Source organism: Psychrobacter sp. CX21 (genome assembly GCF_057396255.1).
In genome coordinates, this window is sequence record NZ_JBXYJG010000028.1 from 1 (window position 1) to 20458 (window position 20458).

Consider the following 20458-nt stretch of genomic DNA (forward strand, 5'->3'; position numbering starts at 1 on the left):
GCCAATGGCATTGCCCGGTAGCTACGTTCGGATTGGATAACCGCTGAAAGCATCTAAGCGGGAAGCCAACCTCAAGATTAGATTTCCCTTAAGAGCCGTTGAAGACTACAACGTTGATAGGCAGGGTGTGGAAGCGCAGTGATGTGTGGAGCTAACCTGTACTAATTGCTCGATCGGCTTGACCATACAACACCCAAGTGGTTTTAAAGTTGTACATCAGCCAATTATTTCGATATCACCTGATAATTACTTATATATTTGATTATTTATATCACTTATATAAGTGACTTGATTCAGGCTTAATACAACAACTTATATCTATACCCCCTTTGCTGACGACAATAGCACGATGGAACCACCTGATCCCTTCTCGAACTCAGAAGTGAAACATCGTAGCGCCAATGGTAGTGTGGGTCCGCCCATGTGAGAGTAGGTCATCGTCAGCTCCCTATACCCTAAAAGCCCCCTGTACTTATGTACAGGGGGCTTTTGTTTGGCAGGGTTTTCTATGTCTTTTAACTAATATGTATGGGTACACAATGCCATAAGCCAAACAATAACTTATTCATATAGAAAAAACTAACTCTCAAACAAATCATCAAATAAATTGCCAACTTCAACCTCTTGTTCAAAGTCCAACTCCATTTGCTGTTTTTGACGAATCCGCATGTGCTCTATTCTCTTCTTACGGCCTGTAATTAGTCTTAGAACCTCTCTCTTTTCTTCATTACTCAATTTCAACCACAATTGACGCTCGTGACGGCTACGTAGACAGCCAAAGCAATAGCCTTTTTTATTGCTTTGGCAAATCCCAATACAAGGGTTCTCAATTTCAAATAGTTCAATTTGATCGAACATAAAACGATATACCGTCTATAAGTCTTAAAAAAAAGGTCCTCAGCCTTTTAAAAGCTAAAAGGTCGAAGTTAGGTCATATCTGTTACCAATGTAACCTTACGTGGAATATTCAATTTTAGCACGATTTCTTTCTCGCTTACATTCATGATAATCTTCATCAATTGCTATTGATAAAGGATTAAACATGAAAATTATATATATTCATGGTCTTGATAGTTCGGCTAACTCAATGAAAGGTTTATTACTTGAGAAATATTGTCGAATCTATCATTCTGATATTGAAGTCGTAAGACCAGATTTGAATCAATCGCCTGAGAAGGTTTTCAATAAGCTTTGTGAGTTAGTAAGTTCAGATGCTGGGACTGGACCACCTTCTATGCAAACTCTTGTTATAGGGAGCTCATTAGGCGGCTACTTTTCAAGCTTACTTAGCAATGAGACAGGATGCCCTGCAGTATTACTAAATCCGAGTACTAGGCCTCATGTAAGCTTACAACGCTTTGTAGATGATATGTGTCAAAGTAATGATCAAAATAATAATGATAGCGTTCAAAACGGCGTACAAAATAATGAGAAACAAGAAGTAATTTATAAAACCACAGGGGGATGGCATATAACTTTTGCTGATTTAGAATGGTTCAATTGCCATAAGCTAGAACAGATTGTATATCCTAAAAAAGTTATTGCGATTATTAAAGACGGTGATGAACTATTAGATCCTAATATTTCTACAAAATTTTATCGTTCTCAAGGAGTTCAAGTGTTTTTACAACCAGGAGGAGATCACCGTATGACAGACTTTGAACAGCAGCTACCATCGATATTGGAACGTATTCAAACTTTAATATAGTAAGACTATTAGATCGATTAGAAGCGGTCTTAGAATATATCAAAGACAATATTTAAAAGCGTAACATTAAGCTTTGTTGTTTTTTTAACGTCAATTACTGTCGTTAATATCGTCTATATCCCCATACGAAGTAGTATATTCGTTATAATATGCAGATAAGTATTAGCTAGCTAAGCAAAGGAAATAATAGTGAGTAATTACACCGCACAGTCACTTGAAGTGTTAGAAGGGTTAGAGCCAGTACGCCGTCGCCCTGGTATGTATACCGATACCACGCGTCCTAATCATCTTGCGCAAGAAGTTATTGACAACTCAGTAGATGAAGCATTAGCAGGTCATGCTAAAACTATTAAAGTACAGCTACACGACGATGGTTCATTGTCAGTCGAAGATGATGGCCGTGGTATGCCCACCGATATTCATCCAGAATTTAATCAAACGGGTATCGAGATTATTCTGACTCGTTTGCACGCTGGGGGTAAATTTAATACGAGCAATTATCAAGTCTCTGGCGGTTTACATGGTGTCGGTATATCCGTTGTTAACGCGTTATCAAAACGAGTAGAAGTAACGGTATGGCGTGATGGCACGCAATATGACATTGCTTTTGAAAATGGCGCACCTGTTACCAAGCTTACTGAGTCAGTCAGTTCTAATAAGCGAAAAAAAGGGACTAAGGTCCGCTTTTGGATTGATGAAAGTTTTTTTGATACCCCCAAGTTTAGCGTAAAACAGCTAAAACATAACTTAAAAGCAAAAGCGGTATTAGCAGCTGGGCTCACCATAGAATTCTATGACGAAGCTAACAAAGATAAAGTAGTGTGGCAGTTCACCGATGGGGTCGTTGAGTATTTAAGTGAACAGCTAGATGGTCTTGAAACCCTGCCACCAGAACCTTTTTACTTTAACTATGAAGCCAAAGATGGCGAGCGAGCTGGCGTCACCTTCGCGCTCTCTTGGCTTCCTGAAGGCGGTAATCCGATTCAGGAAAGCTACGTGAACTTAATTCCTACTGCGCAAGGCGGAACACATGTTAATGGGTTGCGCACTGGAATCTTAGAAGCGCTGCGAGAGTTTTGTGATATACACAATTTACTACCGCGAAATGTCAAACTCACTGGAGAAGATATTTGGGATGGTGTGAACTATATTCTATCTCTTAAATTTTCAGAGCCACAGTTCTCAGGTCAAACTAAAGAGCGGTTATCAAGCCGCGAAGCAGCAGCTGCGGTTCAAGCTCAAGCCAAAGATGCGTTTAGTTTATGGTTAAATCAGCACGCTGAATTAGGAACACAAATAGCTGAATTAGCAATTTCAAAAGCTGGAAAAAGATTAAAATCTGCAAAGAAAGTAGCCCGTAAAAAAATCATTCAGGGTCCAGCATTACCTGGAAAACTTGCCGACTGTCGAGGCGGTGTGCGTGATGGTGCTGAGCTATTTTTGGTAGAGGGTGATTCAGCGGGGGGTAGTGCTAAGCAGGCCCGTGATCGTCATTTTCAAGCGATTTTGCCCCTGCGTGGTAAGATTTTAAATACGTGGGAGGTATCGCCTGATACCGTGCTTTCAAGTCGCGAGATTCATGATATTGCGATTGCTATCGGCGTAGACCCCGTTTCCGATGATTTATCGGAGCTGCGCTATGACAAAATTTGTATTTTGGCCGATGCAGACTCTGATGGATTACATATTGCGACCTTAATCTGTGCATTATTCGTCAAGCATTTTCCGGCATTGGTTGATGCAGGACACTTGTTTGTGGCTATGCCGCCCTTATATAGAATAGATATCGGTAAAGAAGTACATTACGCACTAGATGAATCTGAAATGACGCATATTTTGAGCAAAGTGTCTGGAAATAAAAAACCTCAGATTACACGATTCAAAGGATTGGGAGAGATGAGCGCGGAACAATTGCGTGAAACCACAATGAATCCAGATACACGTCGGTTGGTTCAACTGGATATGGATGATATGCAGCTAACAAGTAGTATTATGGACATGTTATTGGCTAAGAAAAGGGCTTCAGATCGTAAGTCTTGGTTAGAGCGTAAAGGTGACCTTGCCGAGATAATAGTCTAGTACTATTTGTTACTAATAAAATCCTGTCACTAATATAAATTTGTCACTAATAGAAACCTAGTATGGCCTTGATTACTTTTCTAACTAAAAAAGATAGTAGGGATGCACGCAAATGTCTAATAAGAAATCAAAAATAGATTTGGCTTCAAAACGAAAGCAATTAAAATCGGCTTTTTTAGGGGATAATATTCCAAGGCGTGGTGGTCATCTATCGCCCAAAGTTGGTAAGACGCTATTACGTCTTTTTGGTTGGGAAGTACTAGGTGAGATACCTAATGTTAAAAAAGCAGTCGTCATAGGGCTTCCTCACACCTCAAATTTCGATGGATTATATGCCATACCAATGATATTAGCATTGGATTTAGATTTGAAAATAATGGGTAAAGACAGTTTGTTTAAAAGTTCTATAACGTCCAAGTTTTTTAAATGGGCAGGAATCATTCCTATTAATCGCAGTAATAAGGGCTCTGTTTTACAGGCTAGTATAGATCGAATGAAACAAAGCGAGTCTTTATTCTTAGGGCTGGCGCCTGAAGGTACAAGAGGCTATACAGATAAGCTTAAGTCGGGTTTTTATTATATTGCTAAAGAAGCAAATGTACCCATTATTCCGGTTGCGATGGATTACAAAACTAAAGAATTACGGTTTATGCAGGCAATATATGTGACAGATGATTTTGATGCCGATATGGACAGGATTCTTTCGCAATATGAAGGTGTCGCACCTAAATACCCTAAAAATATGTCAAAGCAGCTTAAAGACTATACTGAAGACAGAGGGTAATCTATTATCATATGCCGATTAATACAAAAACACTTTCCAGTAGTTTGAAAGTGTTTTCTATTGTCTTAACCATATTATAATTAACAATCTTTGTCTTACTTATATTTGTCCTACCTATACATTGTTGTTTGATTTATTGTTGTTTGACTCAACGATTGCTATTATTCTTTAGTAATCTGTTTGCCGCTTAAGACTCAAGCCGCCGTCAACGGGCAAAGTTACCCCCGTTAATTGGCGATTATCCTCATCTGCTAAAAAAGTAATAGATTCAACGGCATCTTCTAATTCGATGGGCTGAGCTAACGGACTTTGCTGCGTAAACTCACTGAGTTTATCAGCATCGATACTGTCTTTTATAGCGCCGACAACTACCGCATTAATTCGTATGCTCTGCAAGGCGTATTGATACGCGTGTTTTTTTATGTTTTTCTCTACTTTTTGTATCAGCTCATAATAATTGGACAGACTCCACTCTTTTTCACTGTTAGGCAGTGCATAAACGTCTACTATATTACCTTGGGTTTGACTCAGTTCTGAGACTAAGGGCGCTTCCATAGTAAAATTGGTATTAATATTGATGACCCCATCTATATGCTGATATCTATCTACTACATAGTCTACTAACTTTTTAGCTTGATCATGGTTTGTAATGTCTGAGGTAACTGACAAATGATTGCCTGCATTGATCCAAGTATGGTCTTCAGGCAATTCATCTGCTGTAGCACTTAACTTTTTATCATCCATTCCAATCAATATAATGATAGCGCCTTCTCTAGCCAGTCGCATGGCGGTCGCATGACCAAGCTCTGAATCTGCGCCAGTAATAATGATAATTTTATTATTAAATCTTCTCATGTTTAGAACCCGTGATAGATAGATAAATAGATAATGTATATATATAGATTTTGACAACAAATAATGTCTATAGCAACCATATTAATAGAAGGATAAGTAACTTCGCGTTTTAGATTAATAAAAGATAAAATAAATAAAGCATGCTCATATTAACGATATTTAACTTCAAATATTTGATTAAATAATAATATAAAAAAAAGGCAGCTTAGCGCTGCCTTAATTATTTAAATAAATACGATTAAATGCTATTGAATTGATAACTAATTGAATAACAAATTAAAGATCATCAGAACCTGGAACTGAAGGCTCATTACCTGAAAGGGTAGTAATTGAAGGCTCTTCACCTGTTTTAGTTTCAGTATCTGCCATTACTTTTTTAGCTTTAGCTTTAGTCGCTTCTGTCTCAGCTTTGTCTTGAAGCTTACGCAATAAACGTGCTGCGGCTTCACGACCACCTAAACCGAAAGATAATGCAAAGGCTACTGCCACTGCACCTAGAGTTAAACCAAAGGCTAGATTTACAATTGAATCAGCAATACCCATTGCTTTTAGACCCATAGCAAGTACAAGGCCCATGATAAGAACACGAACGATATTCGCTAAGAATTGTGACCCTTTATCAGAACGTTCAACCACACCAGCGATGATGTTAGCTAACCAGAAGCCAATAAATAGGATAATTGCGCCTAAAATAATATCAGCACCAAAAGCGATAAACATAGTGATGATACCGCTAATTTGTTCAAAACCTAGTAGATCTGCAGCTAAAATACTTGCAAACAACATAGCAAAGAAAATAATAGCGTGACCTACTAGATCTGAGACTTTAGTCGTACCCATTGCACTATCAAGACCAACTTTAGCAGGAAGTCTATCAACTGTTGTATTCTCTAATAACCCTTTAACCACATTAGCAACCATTTTCATAATGAAGTAAGTGATTACTAAAATAGCAGCTGCTGTAAAGATATTAGGTAAAGCATCTAAAATCTTGTTCAACATGTTAGTTGCTGGGCGAGAGATAACTTCAATTTTCAGCGTATCAAGAGCAATAATGATTGAAGGTATAATAACTAACAAGAATGCTAGTGAACCTGCAATATTAGGAAGGCTATTTTCACGATTATTACTAATACCTGCTTTTTCAGCGAAGCCTTGTAAATTTAAGCTTGATACCATGTTAGTAACGATACCACGAACAATCTTGGCAACAATATAGCCTACGAAGAATACAACAGCGGCCAAAAAGATGTTAGGGATATAGCTAACTGCTTTATTAACCATATTGGTTAATGGAGCAAATAGACCATCAAGTTTTAGCTGACCTAAAACGATAACTAAAACGAATAGTAAAATAACCCAGTACACCATATCTGCAATGGTATTACTCATTGGCTGAACACCAGCCTCAGCGGTTAGTTTTTCATCCAAAGATGTTTTAGATAGGGCGGCATTGATTGCTGTACGCGCAACAGTAGCCACAACCCAACCTACAACACCAACAACAGCAGCACCAATAAGCGTTGGAATGAATGTGATGACACTATCGATCATATTAGCAAATGGTGTAGAAATCGCAGTTAGGTTTAGCATACTTAATGCACCAGCAATGGCCATTAAAAATATAAACCAAAAAACCACTTTAGATACTAAGTTCTCTAAATCGTAAGACTTACCAGTTGAAGAGTTCATACGCTGGTTTAAGTTTGCACGAGATAATAGATTACGTACAACACCACCCAGTGCCATAGCGATCAACCAACCGATAACAAAGACTAATATAGCGGCGATAATAGAGCCTATTGGCCCTGTAAAATTTTCGTTAAAATTAACAAACATGTTGTCCATGCTGTCTCTCCTGTAAAGTAATAGAAAAAAGTAGGAAACCCACTCAAATACGAACTTTTATAATATTTCAAATCTATCAGCTTCATCATTCATAAAATAATTTAAACCCTCACCATTCAAACCTATTGAGAAGGCAGCACAAAAACATGCTAATCTTCACAAACAATAAGATAAGTGCTATGGAGAATTTATGATTAAACTTCATTAAAATTAGTTAAAAACAACCTAAAAAATTAACTAAATTTAACAAATAATGGTTAAAAAAATTAATGGTTTTGAAACTGCTAATAATTGTTGTCCTACTGTATAGTATTCATAAATAATAATAAACCGATATAACGAAGAGTTGTTTAAATTTATGTAAGGTTTGCGGGTTATTTTTACATTTTCTATACAATAGAATTAAGATTTAACATAGGCATATAGTTTAATTATAATTCAAGTGCTATTATCATCGCTTATATTATATAAAATTATAACTATGTTTTAATGCTTATAGGTCTGTTTTAAAGCTAATAGATTTTGAGTAAATGCTAATAGATCTTGAATAAAGAACAACGTTTATAGTTGTTAAAGAACGGAACTACGCAATTACAATAATCCGTTTGTAAATCCAATACTTTTAATAACCTCTTAACTTGTATAACCTTAATTACAGTACTTTTTATTTAAATACTTTACTTTTAACTCTAAGACTTTTAACCTCAATTCACTTATTCTTTAATTTAACAGAGATCGATTTATGAATAAAACACTAGCCTCAAAGGCAATTGCCGTAACACTTCTTAGCTCTATGGCTTTAGCTTGTGCTAATAATGGAAATAATCCTGAGGCAAATGGCACCGTTGCTACCGTTACTGAAAACAGCTCAGAGCTTGAGAAAGTAGGCTATAGCATTGGTTATATGATGGCTGAAGGTAACAAAGAAATGGTCGATGACCTTGACTTAGATACCTTTGAATTAGGGTTTAGAGATGCTTATAACGATATAGAAGCGGCATTGACTGAAGAACAAATGCAAGAAGTTGTTATGAGTTATCAGCAGCGCAAACAAACAGAAATGATGGAAAAAATGCAACAAGCTGCTGTTGTTAATAAGCAAGAAGGCGACAAATTTTTAGCGGATAATGCGACAAAAGAAGGTGTTAAACAAACTGATTCTGGATTGCAGTATAAAGTATTGACTGCAGGCTCAGGTAAGTCACCAACGGCAAGTGACATGGTTAAGATCAACTATGAAGGTAAATTAATTGATGGTACCGTGTTTGATAGCTCCTACGATCGTGGTGAGCCTGTTGTATTCCCTGTCCAAGGAATGATTCCTGGATTTAGCGAAGGTTTAGAGCTTATGAAAGAAGGCGGTACTTATGAGCTTTATATTCCTGCAGACCTTGCTTATGGCGAAACAGGTAGCCCTGGTATTGATCCAAATAGTACCTTAATCTTTAAAGTTGAGATGCTAGAAGTTAATCCTAAAGATGCGCCTGCTATACAGTAAATGCTTTAATTATAGTAAAAGCTCGAATTATAGTAAAAGCTGTAACTTAAGTGTTTTAAGTGCTTAAATCTAAGTATTTAACTTTAGATTAGATCAAAAAAATAAAAGCCTGCAATGATGCAGGCTTTTTTATATCACAATTTAATAAAATAATAGTTAGTGAATTAAGATACAGTATTGTATATAGTCAGCGAACTACTAAATGGTAATGTCACGTTTAAAGCGTCTTTTTAAAAATTTTGGAATTGCGACCGTTATGATAAGCAGTTTTGCGCGGCTCAGGTAGAGCGTCTGCAGCGACTTCTTCAAATCCTTGTTCAACAAACCAGTGTGCGGTACGCGTCGTCAATGCATACAAAGTATGACGCCCATGACTGCGTGCCTGCTGCTCTAAGAATGCTAATAAATCTGCACCGCGGCTGCCATTTCTATAGTCTGGATGGATAGCAATTGAAGCCACTTCTGCAGAATACTCATCAAGAGGATGCAGCGCTGCGCAGCCTAGTATCATCCCATCGCGTTCAATCACACTATACGATTCAATTTCTTGTTCAAGACGTTCACGTGATCTTTGAACTAAAATCCCCTGTTCTTCTAAGGGAGATAAAAGCTCAATAAGCCCCACCACATCATCAATATTAGCGTGGCGTATTTCCTCATAAGGGTCGTGGCTAATAAGGGTGCCAGAACCATCACGTGTAAATAATTCTTCTAATAGAGCGCCATCTTGAGCATAGGAGATAATATGCGTGCGATGAATACCTTCACGGCAAGCTTGACCAGCGCAGTGTAAAAAATGATAAATCTCGCGGCTCAGGTCGCGGTCGCGTAAAAAACGATCAACTTCATTAGGTATCATGGCATGAAGTAATCGACCTTCTTCGTTTATACCGGTTTCACCACCTAAAAATATCAATTTATCAGCATCTAACGCTATAGCAGCTTTTAATGCCACATCTTCACCCAGTAAGTTAAATACCTCACCTGTGGCTGAGTATCCCATTGAGCCAAGTACCACAATATGATTGTGAATGAGATTGTTTTTTATCGCTTCAACATCGATTGAGCGGACCTCTCCAGTCATTTGGTAATCCACACCATGACGAACTCCATATGGCCTGGCAGTCACAAAGTTACCTGAAACGGCGTCAATACGTGAACCGTACATGGGTGAATTAGCCAGACCCATTGAAAGCTGGGCTTCAATTTGCAAACGAATAGCGCCAACTGCCTCTAATATTGCTGGCATGGCTTCTCTCGGCGTGACACGAATATTGTTATGTAGGGGAGATTCTATATTTAAACCGTTTAGGTTTTTTTCAATTTGTGGCCGAGCCCCATGAACCAATACCAAATTGATACCTAAGCTGTGCAAGAGCGCAAAGTCATGAATTAGGTTGCTAAAGTTTGAGTGATTGACCGCTTCACCACCAAACATAATGACAAATGTCTTACCTCGGTGTGTGTTGATATAAGGGGCGGAATTACGAAACCAATGTACATAATCAGGCGTTATTCGTGGCATGGCAGTATCTTTCATAAAAAATCACAGAAAAGAGCGGACTAAAAGCCTAAGATTTTAGGCGTTAATTAAAGCTTTAACGATAACAAAAAATCATAACTTGAGCCATCTTTATTTTACAGTAAGGGCTTAGAAACTGACTTAATACAGATAATTACGCGAATTTGTCGTAGTATTGATTAGTAAGGGTGTTAATTCTAGTAAAGCCGTTGTAGCCTATAGTCGTTAATATTGAGTCGCTACTATTGAGTCGCTACTATAGAATTGTTACTGTGAAACGACACCACTCCAATTTTAAGCTCGAAAACTATTTTTAAGCTCAAAAACTATGTAAGTGTGGTCTGGTCTTATGCTATAGACTAAATGCATTAAACTTAATACAAAAGACTGATTTTAAAATAAATCTAATCATAATAAGGAAGCCGAATTTATGAACCTTAATCTATCATCTACTCAACCTACCTCAAATTTGTTAGGCGGTTTTGCATTGGCATCAACATTGTTAATGGGTAGCATCAGCGCTCATGCGATGCTACCGACACCTGAACCAGAGCTCAATAATCCAAGCAGTATACAGAACGCTCAAGCTATTGGGACTAATAACACCGCTACAAATATTGAAACCCGTACAGTCGCTGCTTTGGTAAGTGTTGATTCGCAAGGGCGTGCAGTACTACAGCCAGTTAGTGCTAATACACGTTTGCGCAAAGGGAACGTCATCGAGTATCACAGCTACTTTACTAATAAAAGCACGGATCGAGTGGGTTCGATGGATGTTTATATGAGTATTCCCAATGAGGTGAAGCTATTGGGTGAAGTTGTACCGAATACAGCTGAAGCGAGCATTGATGGGACTAACTTTAACCATATGCCTTTACGAGGCCGAATTGGTGGTGAGCTTAAAGAAGTACCTTTAGAATACTATAAAAGTTTACGCTGGACTATTGAGGGTCTTGGCGTTGATGAGACCGCTGTCGTTAAGTACCGTGCATTGGTTAGATAGTCTCATAAAGTTATTTCTAAAAAATAACCCACGGCACTGCTGTCGTGGGTTATTTTTTTATCTAAGCTTTTTTAGTGAATAGCTCTTAAACGAATAGCGCTTTAATGACTGACTCTTTAACGACTATCGCTTTATGGGACTAGCATTTTATGGGACTAGCATTTCATGGGACTAATATTTTGTGTAAAGGCACTTTATCGAATAGCCTTCCAAAGAAACCACTTTATAGAAAGACACTGTATAAAAAGCACTTTAGCGACTAACTCAGAACTTTAGTTTCTTCGATGTTGTATCTTTACTTCTTCAATGCCATCAATAATAGCCGGTAGATGCTTAAGTACAGCCGCTTCACCTGCGGCAATGGCTTCGGCACGATCTGATGTGTTTAAAGGACCGATACGAGAAACCTCTGGTCTAATAATGATATCAGCCCGCGATATCTCATCTTTGTTCTGCTGATAATAGTCGTGAAAATTGGGATTATTATTGAAACTTGAGTTGTTTTTGGATTCATTCAAATAAGTAGTGTAACCTTGCTCAAGTAGTGTCCATAAGGTTTTGTCACTCATACTTAGTCGTAGGTTATTTAGTAGTACTGAACTAACGCTTTTTTGAGAAGTTGGTCCCGTATTTACTTGTAGATCAACCGCAATTATCATGTCAGCGCCTAGCGAACGTGCCGTATCAACAGGCACGATGCTGACGACACCCCCATCTATGTACTTTTTACCAATAACGTTTGAAGTAGCTGGATCAGGTATGCGCGGTGCAATAAACAAGTTAGGTACGCTACTTGAGGCTTGAACAATAAGACCTGCTTCTCCTTTATTAAACACCGCTTTTTTATAAGTATGTTTCTCAGCTGCCACCGCTGCAAACTGAATGGGGAAGGATTCGATAGGTAAATGATTTACCTGATTGTTAACAAATTGTCGCAGTTTTTTGCCTTCGATAACCCCTTGATAGGACAAGGTCAAATCTGTTAAAGCGCTATCGGGCGTGTTTAGTGCTAAGCGTTCTAACTCAGCAGCAGATTTGCCACTGGCATATATACTGCCCACAAAGCTACCCACACTGGTACCCACGACAAGATCAGGGGTTATGTTGTTCGCCTCCAAAGCTTTAATTACGCCAATATGTGCAAATCCCTTAGCACCGCCGCCGCCGAGTACCAAGGCAATTACGGGTGCATTTAAAGGCTCATTGTCCAATACAGGTACTGAGCTTGCTGATGTAGGAGACTCAGTGGCCACTGAGGAGCAGGCACTGGTCAGTAAGGTTGCTACTACCGCTACGAATGCTATTATTATGGTTTTAATAATATGAGCATAGGTAGTGCAACCATATGTAATACGAATATTGGTCACGTAACTAATCAATTAAGGGCGCCTCATCTAAAGGGGTTAACTCTAAAGCTTTTATAAATCTACCATCAACATCAATGACAGATATCTGCCATCCTTGCGTCGTGACTATTTCGCCTTCTAAATCACCAACATCACCAAGTTCTTGCATCACAAGGCCACCCATAGTGTCGACATCGGTATCATCAAATAAAGTGTGCAGCTCTTCATTACAGTCTTCAATCAATGTTGATGCTTGAACAATCCATGTATTTGGTTTATCGGGATGCGCAATAATGTTATTGATGTCACTGTCTTCATCAAAGTTGTCGTGCTCATCAACAATATCGCCAACAATCTCTTCTAATAGATCTTCCATAGTCACCACGCCAACCATATTGCCAAACTCATCAACCACAACAGCCATGTGCACTTGCGTACGCTGAAGAGAGCGAAGCAAAGTATCAGAGCGTGCGGTTTCGCTGATATATAAGGGTTGACGTACCAAAGACTTTAAGCGAAAAGAGTTGATGTCTTGTTCTTTATCACGGACTAAATTTACCAGCAGAGGAATCAGGTCTTTACCTAGTAAGATGCCTATGACGGCGTCATCATCCTGACTGTCAAAAACAGGATAACGGGAATGGCTGGTATCAAGAATCATATCCATGATGTCTGTCAAACTGTCGTTTTCATGTACGCCTTCAACCTGTGGTCGTGGCGTCATGATTTCACGAACTTGAGTGGCGGGCAAGTCAAGAACACCCTCAAGCATATCTACAGTATCAGGTTCTAAAAACTGGCGAGAATCTTGTACAAGCTTAATAAGCTCGTCTCGGGTTTCAGGAGCGGTGTTAAGCCAGCGTTTCAATCCTCGCATGGACCAACTGGAGTTACCAGAGTTATCATCGGACATGGATAAGTTTTACCTCGTATCGTAATTTAATGTTCTCACTGTATCCCAAGGCACAGCGATATTCAACGCCAAACCCCAATATTTTGTCTGCAAATTTGTATTGTCACTGTGACGCCTTACTGCTAAGTGTCAACGGCTGGTATAAACTGACGGTTTTGATCAGTCATTAAATGACTTATTGATTAATTTTATTAGATGACTAATTGACTAACATATTAATTAACATATTGACTAACGTATTGTATAGCTGAGGAAGTAATAAACGATGCCGAGTTCAAGTAAGCCACTGACTAAACGCTTACTACCAACACCGTCACCCATGTCACGTCTTGGGACATCACTAATTAAAACAGTTGTGTCATCAATAATACTATTATGTGGGGTGTGGGCAGGTCTGGTACTGTGGGTACATTTGGGATTCAATTCAATTTTAAAATGGCTGGCTGTGCTGCTCGTTGCCGCTTTAACTGTGTTCTTATTACGAGGGTATTATAAACGTTTTGCTACCTTTCCAAAGTGGCTTATGGGTGCAGCCGTACTGTGGCTAATGCTACTGGCATGGTTTATATGGTTGCCTGCAAAAGATAATAGACCGTGGCAGGCTGAGGTAAGTAAAAAAGTCACCTATACTCAAGATGCCAATAATCCCAATCTCATAACGCTAAAAAATGTACGTGATTTTGAATGGAAACGTTCAGAACATAGTCAAACTCTAGTCCAGCCAAATGAGCCCTATTATTATAAAGTAGCTAATAAAACCTCCGTTGAAGGGGAGCGAATCGATGTGGTCACTAACGAGCGCTGGACCGAGCGTACTGTAGATCTAAATAAATTAAGTGGTGTGGATATCATCAATTCCTACTGGATGGGTAAGCCGATTGGGCATACTTTATTAAGCTTTAGGTTTGAAGATGATCGGCCATTAAGCTTCTCTATAGAGATTCGTAAAGAAGAAGATGAGTCGTTTTCTGCATTTGGCGGGTTTGTCAAACAGTTTGAAATGGTATTGGTGGCCTCCGAAGAGCGCGATATGGTATATACGCGCTCAAACATACGCGGGGAGCAAGTGTATATGTTTCCAATTGAAAACATCTCCCGCGAACAGACACGCGAATTTTTTACCAACTATTTACAGCTTGCTGACGCGCTAAATAAGGAAGCCACTTGGTATAACACGCTTGTTAGAAATTGTACGACAGTGCTTTTTAACTTTGCACGTGCCGCCACTGATGGACAGTTTCCGCATGATATCCGAATATTAGTCTCAGGCTATGTGCCAAACTATTTGTATGACAATAATTTGCTACCGAATACTGGTTGGGACATAAAGGAGTGGTATGAAAAATCTCATATCAATCCAAAGGTTGCTAATCTGAGCAATAGTGAGAATAACAATAGTTACCGTTATTCTGAGCTCGTTCGTCAAGGTTTACCCATACCTGAACTGCTACCGGAACTGGCGGAATCACAGCCTTAAATCTACGAGTCTAGTGTTACTAATTTACATACTAATCTACTGCTACTAGTCTGCTTCTACTAGCTTGACTGTAAAGGTAAAAAGCTAATACTTAAAAGCCATTATCCTAAAAATACGATACTGACTTAAAGCGTTAAAGCCAGCCATTAAACTAAGCATTAAAGCCAGCCATTAAGCTGAGCCAAAACTTAGCGCTTAAGCACCTCTGGCAGTAAAGAGTCTTTGAGCAGCCACCACGTTATGGGATCAGAGACTTTATTTGTAAATGCCTCAACAGGGGGCGAAATAAATATAAATAGAAATAATATAGCGTATAAACCCAAATAGTAAAATCGCTGCGAATCTTTGTAAAACTTCATAGCGGTACCAGAGGAGCGCTTTAGGCGGTTATTCAATAAATCAACGCTATATACCTCATCCAAACTCAAATGAATCATTGAGCCTATAAATAAGAACACCCCATAAAACCAGCTGGTAGCCGACGGAGTATCCAATAGATAATAGTTGAAACTGACTAAAGCAAGCGCCAATGCTGCCATATAAGGTACTGAATGAATAATACCGCGATGCGTGGTTAATTTTGCAAATAAGGCAAAGATTGCATAACGTACAAACACGTATCCTGCTACCCATAACAGTACCATTGATAATAGCGATAACTCACTTCGCCAATGAATAACCAATGCAAATGCCAGCGCTAGAGATAATAGGTTAAACCCCATACGTGTAGGCGTCGAGTTATCTGAATCGATATCAGGTAACAAACCACCAATCGTACCTATGAGTACACATATCAAGAATTCATTTGAATCAATAAGACCAGCTTTATAAATTGCCAAACCCAAAACCGCACTGACAGCAAAGCCGCCAGTGAGGTGGGTATTAAAATTTGCCACAGAATATTAGCCTACGAATAATTAGAGTTGACTCAGAATGCTATAGAGTTTAAGACGCCTTAGAAGAAGCAATTTGCTGCATACGTTTTGCCAAACGAATATCATGGCTAGATATGCCTCGCAGATCATGGGTAGTCAATCGTACATGAACTTTATTGTAATAGTTGCGCCAGTCAGGATGATGCTCAATATCCTGAGCGTGAAAAGCGGCTTCCATCATAAAGCTTATGGCTTCTACAAAGTTGTTAAATTCAAACGTTTTAACAATGGCATTGCCATCTCTTGTCCAGCCTTTTAGATCTTGTAGCTGTATTTCTATTTGAGAATCTGTCAAGTGACTCATTTAACTCTCCCACATAATTCTGTCAGGCTAAAAAAAGATAATCCCTTTGATGGATACAATTATGGATATGAATATAAATATGATGATACTAAAAACCAATCAATCAAATAATACAAGAAATAATACAAGTATGTAATGCAAAATAAGATTGGAATACAAATTATATTGTATCTTTAAACTTCCATATAATCACGATTTAGTTGATACCATTATAAAGTTTGTCTTTTAGCAAAAGCCCTTTTATATTCTGATTTTATTATTCTACAAGATCTTTGAATTTTTCGGGATGTTTATTAATATAAGATGCCACAAACGAGCATTGCGGAACCACCTTCTTATCATTCTCCTGTGCATATTCTAGAGCATGTTGTACTAGTGACGAACCGATACCTCGTCCTCCTAACGCTTTGGGAACAATGGTATGGTCATAAACAATAACATCGCCTTGATTTTGGTAGCTAATATAACCTGTATGACCCTCTAGGGTAGTTTCAAAGCGGTTCTCTTGCGTATTATGTCGTATATCTAAAGAAGTAGACATGCGTATCTCCTGATTGAATATATCGAATAATTTAGTTCAATTATTTAGTTTAATAATAAGTATATTGAACATTGTCAAACGGTACATGGTAATTTACTTTACTAGTGGTATATATAATAAGGTGTATCAGACACGATGTCTGTAGACGTTATATAAACATATTCTTAAAACTCTTCACAAAATGTAATGTCATCGTTTATAAGTAACTCAAACATACCAATAAACTAAGAAAATAAAGAAACAAAGAAAATAAAGAAACAAAGAAAATAAAGAAACAAAGAAAATAAATAAACAAAGAAAATAAATAAACAAAGAAAATAAATAAACAAAGAAATTGAAGAAACAAAAAAGGTTGAGCAACAAAGAAGTAAAGTAACATCAGATGATAACTGACACCCAATATGCGATAATGTCTACTAAATGTTGATGATTGACTATTAACAGTTTTAATATTCATTAGGGACACGCCCTAATATAATTCTACGATTACAAAATTTTTTCAAATATTTTAATAATTATTTTCATCCTCCTTAATGGTTTTATATAAGATATATTTCTATAAGAACAATTAAGGTTAACGGAGTCTTAATGGCACAATATATTTATACAATGAACAAGGTATCAAAACTTGTTCCACCAAAGCGTGAAATCTTAAAAGATATCAGTTTGTCTTTTTTCCCTGGTGCTAAAATTGGGGTTTTAGGGATTAACGGCGCAGGTAAATCAACGTTACTTCGTATCATGGCAGGTGTGGATACAGAATACAGCGGTGAAGCACGCGCGCAGCCAGGTACCAAAATCGGCTATCTGCCGCAAGAGCCACAATTAGATGAGTCTAAAGATGTGCGCGGTAACGTTGAAGACGGTATGCGTGAAGCGTTGGATGCTTTAGCTCGTTTAGATGAGATTTATTCAGAGTATGCGGCACCTGATGCTGATTTTGATAAATTAGCGGAAGAACAGGGCAAGATGGAAGACATCATCCAGTCTTGGGATGCGCATAATTTAAACACTCAGCTTGAAAAAGCGGCGGATGCATTACGTCTACCACCTTGGGATGCCGAGGTTAGCAAGCTGTCGGGTGGTGAAAAACGCCGTGTGGCATTATGTCGTCTGCTATTATCTCGTCCAGATATGCTGCTTCTTGATGAGCCGACTAACCATTTAGACGCAGAATCTGTAGCGTGGCTAGAGCAGTTCTTGAAGAACTTTAGCGGTACGATCGTGGCCATTACGCATGATAGATATTTCCTTGATAATGTGGCTGAGTGGATTCTTGAGCTGGACCGCGGTTATGGCTACCCTTATGAAGGTAACTATACTGAATGGCTAGAGCAGAAAAACAAGCGTTTAGAAGAGCAGCAAAAACAAGAAGAATCATTTGCTAAAGCGCTCAAAAAAGAGCTGGAATGGGTACGTAAAAACCAAAAAGGTCAACAAACGAAGTCTAAATCTCGTATTCAGCGTTTTGAAGAGCTTAACTCTAAAGAGTTCCAAGAACGCAATGAAACCTCAGAGATATATATTCCACCAGGTCCACGCTTGGGGAATAAAGTGATTGAAATTAATAATATTTCTAAATCATTTGGCGATAGATTGTTATATGAAAACTTAAGCTTTAACGTGCCACCAGCGGCTATTGTCGGTATTATTGGTCCAAATGGTGCAGGTAAGACGACTTTATTTAACATGATGACAGGTCTTGACGAACCAGATACGGGTAGTGTCGAGCTAGGGGAAAGTGTCAAGGTCGCTTATGTTGGTCAGGTGCGTGACAATTTGGACAACGACAAAACAGTATGGGAAGAGGTCTCAGATGGTCTTGATATTATTAAAGTTGGCGACTATGAAACGCCAAGTCGTGCTTATATTGGCCGATTTAATTTCAAAGGGTCAGATCAGCAAAAGCTTGTAGGCAACTTATCTGGTGGTGAACGTAACCGTTTACAGTTGGCTAAGACGCTCAAACAGGGCGCTAATGTTATTTTACTTGATGAGCCGTCAAACGATTTGGACGTTGAGACATTACGTGCTTTAGAAGATGCGATTCAAGTATTCCCTGGTACCGTGTTAGTCGTGTCGCATGACCGCTGGTTCCTAGATCGTATTGCCACACACATTCTCGCTTTTGAACCTGAAGGCCCCGTATGGTACGACGGTAACTACTCTGAATATGAAGCTTACCGTAAGAAAACTTTAGGCGATGATGCAGGCCCTAAACGTATGAAATATAAGAAGATTACTAGCTAATCTGTTATCCTCATAGGCTAGAGATAGTTTGAGTTTGTTTGATGAATCTATGAAAATCAATTCTTAGTACAAAAGCTCTACTGTCAAACAGTTTGAATGCGATAAAAAACTAAAATAGTAATATACTAAAGAGGCACAATTGTGAAAGCAATTGTGCCTCTTTTTTCACAAAAAAGTTAATAAATAGTTAATAAGTGGAAATACCCCCATATTTAAAACACTAAATAAGTAGAACTAAGCTGCCATATTAAGTTTCTGAATCGGCGTAAAGCCACCATTACCCATATTGGGTCTCTCGTTATTATAGTGATTGAGCCAAGCCTCAGCCTGCTGTCTCACTTGCTCTAAACTATTAAACAACTCCTGATTAAGCCAATCATAACGAACTGTTTTATTAAAGCGCTCTACATAAGCATTTTGCTGAGGATTGCCAGGCTCAATGTATTCGATAACAATACCTTGCTCAGTTGCCCAGTCTTTTAAATCATTGCTGATATATTCAGGGCCATTATCACACCTGATTTGATCAGGTTTGCCACGGCATTCTATTAGCTGATTTAAACTGCGTATGACTCTTTGAGCTGGTAGTGAGAAGTCGACCTCTATGGTTAATGCTTCACGATTAAAGTCATCAATGACGTTAAAGAGTCTAATGGCTCTACCATCGGTTAAAGCATCGTGCATAAAGTCCATGCTCCAGCTTTGATTGATATGAGTTGGTACAGCAAGCTTTTGTGGTTTGTCTCGCTTAATACGGCGTTTAGGCTTTATTCTTAAGTTTAATTCAAGCTCACGGTAGATACGATAAACACGCTTATGGTTGTAAGGTAGTCTGAGTACATTTCTTAAGTATAGAAAGCATAGCTTAAAGCCCCAGTTTTTATGGTCGTTTGTCAGATTAATCAACAGCTTGGCTATTTGCTCATTATCATCCGCTGTCTTTGGCTGATAGTAATAGCAGGTTATGCTGATGTTAAAGATCAGACAGGCCAAGCGTACGCTAATGGCTCTGGCTTTGATGTAATGCTCAGCAAGCTCTTTGCGCCTAGACGGCGCTACCACTTTTTTGACATGGCATCCTGTAAGATGTCTGATTTTAGACGCTCTTCAGCGTACATCTTCTTTAAGCGAGCGTTCTCAGCTTCTAATTCTTTAAGACGGGTAATGAGTGAGGCATCCATACCACCGTATTTGCTCCTCCATTTATAGAAGGTGCTCTGACTTATATTGTGTTCACGTAATATGTCACTGACGGGTACGCCTTGTTCTGCTTGTTTGAGTATGTTAACAATCTGTGTGTCGGTAAATCTTGATTTTTTCATGTCGAAATCTCCTGCTAGTATTTTAGCAGTTAGTTTCTACTTTTAGGTGTTATTATTTTTTGGGAGGATTACC

Annotated in this window: 17 protein-coding genes and 2 rRNA genes; 9 read left to right on the forward strand and 10 right to left on the reverse strand. The window is 38.5% G+C overall.

The genetic code is table 11. The annotated features are described in order from the left end of the window. Both AC2SLP_RS11345 and rrf read left to right on the forward strand, forming a co-directional pair. Positions 1-186 (forward strand): 23S ribosomal RNA (locus AC2SLP_RS11345); the annotation flags it as partial. A gap of 145 nt (positions 187-331) precedes the next feature. After that, positions 332-446, forward strand: a 5S ribosomal RNA gene (gene rrf, locus AC2SLP_RS11350). 133 nt (positions 447-579) lie between these two features. Here the strand turns inward: rrf and AC2SLP_RS11355 are convergent. Beyond that, the gene (locus AC2SLP_RS11355; RefSeq protein ID WP_486536770.1) at positions 580-858 is read right to left on the reverse strand and encodes a DUF1289 domain-containing protein; all 279 of its coding nucleotides are present in this window, start codon (positions 856-858) and stop codon (positions 580-582) included. Positions 859-1042: 184 nt separating this feature from the next. On the opposite strand from AC2SLP_RS11355, the gene AC2SLP_RS11360 reads away from it, so the two are divergent. From AC2SLP_RS11360 to AC2SLP_RS11370, 3 genes are all read left to right on the forward strand, one after another. Continuing rightward, positions 1043-1708, forward strand: a complete 666-nt coding sequence (locus AC2SLP_RS11360) for a YqiA/YcfP family alpha/beta fold hydrolase (protein WP_486536771.1) — start codon at positions 1043-1045, stop codon at positions 1706-1708. 189 nt (positions 1709-1897) lie between these two features. Beyond that, positions 1898-3787: a DNA topoisomerase IV subunit B gene (gene parE, locus AC2SLP_RS11365; RefSeq protein WP_486536772.1), complete on the forward strand. Its 1890-nt coding sequence runs from the start codon at positions 1898-1900 to the stop codon at positions 3785-3787. Positions 3788-3899: 112 nt separating this feature from the next. After that, the gene (locus AC2SLP_RS11370) at positions 3900-4571 is read left to right on the forward strand and encodes a lysophospholipid acyltransferase family protein (RefSeq protein WP_486536773.1); all 672 of its coding nucleotides are present in this window, start codon (positions 3900-3902) and stop codon (positions 4569-4571) included. A gap of 168 nt (positions 4572-4739) precedes the next feature. On the opposite strand, the gene AC2SLP_RS11375 is transcribed toward AC2SLP_RS11370, so the two are convergent. Together AC2SLP_RS11375 and AC2SLP_RS11380 are read right to left on the reverse strand one after the other, a co-directional pair. Beyond that, entirely contained in the window at positions 4740-5426 is a 687-nt protein-coding gene (locus tag AC2SLP_RS11375) for an SDR family NAD(P)-dependent oxidoreductase (protein WP_486536774.1), read from the reverse strand. Between the two features lie 276 nt (positions 5427-5702). Then, entirely contained in the window at positions 5703-7274 is a 1572-nt protein-coding gene (locus AC2SLP_RS11380; RefSeq protein WP_486536775.1) for a mechanosensitive ion channel, read from the reverse strand. A 742-nt stretch (positions 7275-8016) separates the two neighbouring features. Here AC2SLP_RS11380 and bamJ point away from each other — a divergent pair. Further along, positions 8017-8772, forward strand: a complete 756-nt coding sequence (gene bamJ / locus AC2SLP_RS11385; RefSeq protein ID WP_486536776.1) for a BamJ family beta-barrel-assembly machinery protein — start codon at positions 8017-8019, stop codon at positions 8770-8772. A gap of 217 nt (positions 8773-8989) precedes the next feature. Here the strand turns inward: bamJ and argA are convergent, their stop codons facing one another. Continuing rightward, entirely contained in the window at positions 8990-10312 is a 1323-nt protein-coding gene (gene argA / locus AC2SLP_RS11390) for an amino-acid N-acetyltransferase (protein WP_486536777.1), read from the reverse strand. Between the two features lie 412 nt (positions 10313-10724). Between argA and AC2SLP_RS11395 the strand changes: the two genes are divergently transcribed. Next, positions 10725-11297: a hypothetical protein gene (locus AC2SLP_RS11395; protein ID WP_486536778.1), complete on the forward strand. Its 573-nt coding sequence runs from the start codon at positions 10725-10727 to the stop codon at positions 11295-11297. 272 nt (positions 11298-11569) lie between these two features. On the opposite strand, the gene AC2SLP_RS11400 is transcribed toward AC2SLP_RS11395, so the two are convergent. Continuing rightward, positions 11570-12676, reverse strand: coding sequence for a patatin-like phospholipase family protein (locus AC2SLP_RS11400; protein WP_486536779.1), 1107 nt, complete (start codon positions 12674-12676; stop codon positions 11570-11572). After that, positions 12669-13556 carry a CBS domain-containing protein gene (locus tag AC2SLP_RS11405; RefSeq protein WP_486536780.1) on the reverse strand — a complete coding sequence of 296 codons (888 nt, stop codon included), beginning with the start codon at positions 13554-13556 and terminating at the stop codon, positions 12669-12671. The genes AC2SLP_RS11400 and AC2SLP_RS11405 overlap by 8 nt, the downstream gene beginning before the upstream one ends. Positions 13557-13821: 265 nt before the next feature. On the opposite strand from AC2SLP_RS11405, the gene AC2SLP_RS11410 reads away from it, so the two are divergent. Next, a complete protein-coding gene (locus AC2SLP_RS11410) occupies positions 13822-15033 on the forward strand; it encodes an Lnb N-terminal periplasmic domain-containing protein (RefSeq protein WP_486536781.1) in 1212 nt (403 codons plus the stop codon). A 188-nt stretch (positions 15034-15221) separates the two neighbouring features. Here AC2SLP_RS11410 and AC2SLP_RS11415 read toward each other — a convergent pair whose 3' ends face one another. From AC2SLP_RS11415 to AC2SLP_RS11425, 3 genes are all read right to left on the reverse strand, one after another. After that, entirely contained in the window at positions 15222-15929 is a 708-nt protein-coding gene (locus tag AC2SLP_RS11415) for a metal-dependent hydrolase (RefSeq protein ID WP_486536782.1), read from the reverse strand. 49 nt (positions 15930-15978) lie between these two features. Beyond that, positions 15979-16272, reverse strand: a complete 294-nt coding sequence (locus AC2SLP_RS11420; protein ID WP_486536783.1) for a 4a-hydroxytetrahydrobiopterin dehydratase — start codon at positions 16270-16272, stop codon at positions 15979-15981. Between the two features lie 256 nt (positions 16273-16528). After that, the gene (locus tag AC2SLP_RS11425) at positions 16529-16813 is read right to left on the reverse strand and encodes a GNAT family N-acetyltransferase (RefSeq protein ID WP_486536784.1); all 285 of its coding nucleotides are present in this window, start codon (positions 16811-16813) and stop codon (positions 16529-16531) included. 588 nt (positions 16814-17401) lie between these two features. Between AC2SLP_RS11425 and ettA the strand changes: the two genes are divergently transcribed. After that, positions 17402-19063, forward strand: coding sequence for an energy-dependent translational throttle protein EttA (gene ettA, locus AC2SLP_RS11430; protein ID WP_486536785.1), 1662 nt, complete (start codon positions 17402-17404; stop codon positions 19061-19063). Between the two features lie 234 nt (positions 19064-19297). Here ettA and AC2SLP_RS11435 read toward each other — a convergent pair. After that, positions 19298-20385 (reverse strand): IS3 family transposase gene (locus AC2SLP_RS11435; RefSeq protein ID WP_486535860.1). Its coding sequence is split into 2 segments (ribosomal slippage): positions 19298-20133 and positions 20133-20385, totalling 1089 coding nucleotides; the frame shifts between segments, so codons are not numbered across the junction. Positions 20386-20458: the final 73 nt, after the last annotated feature.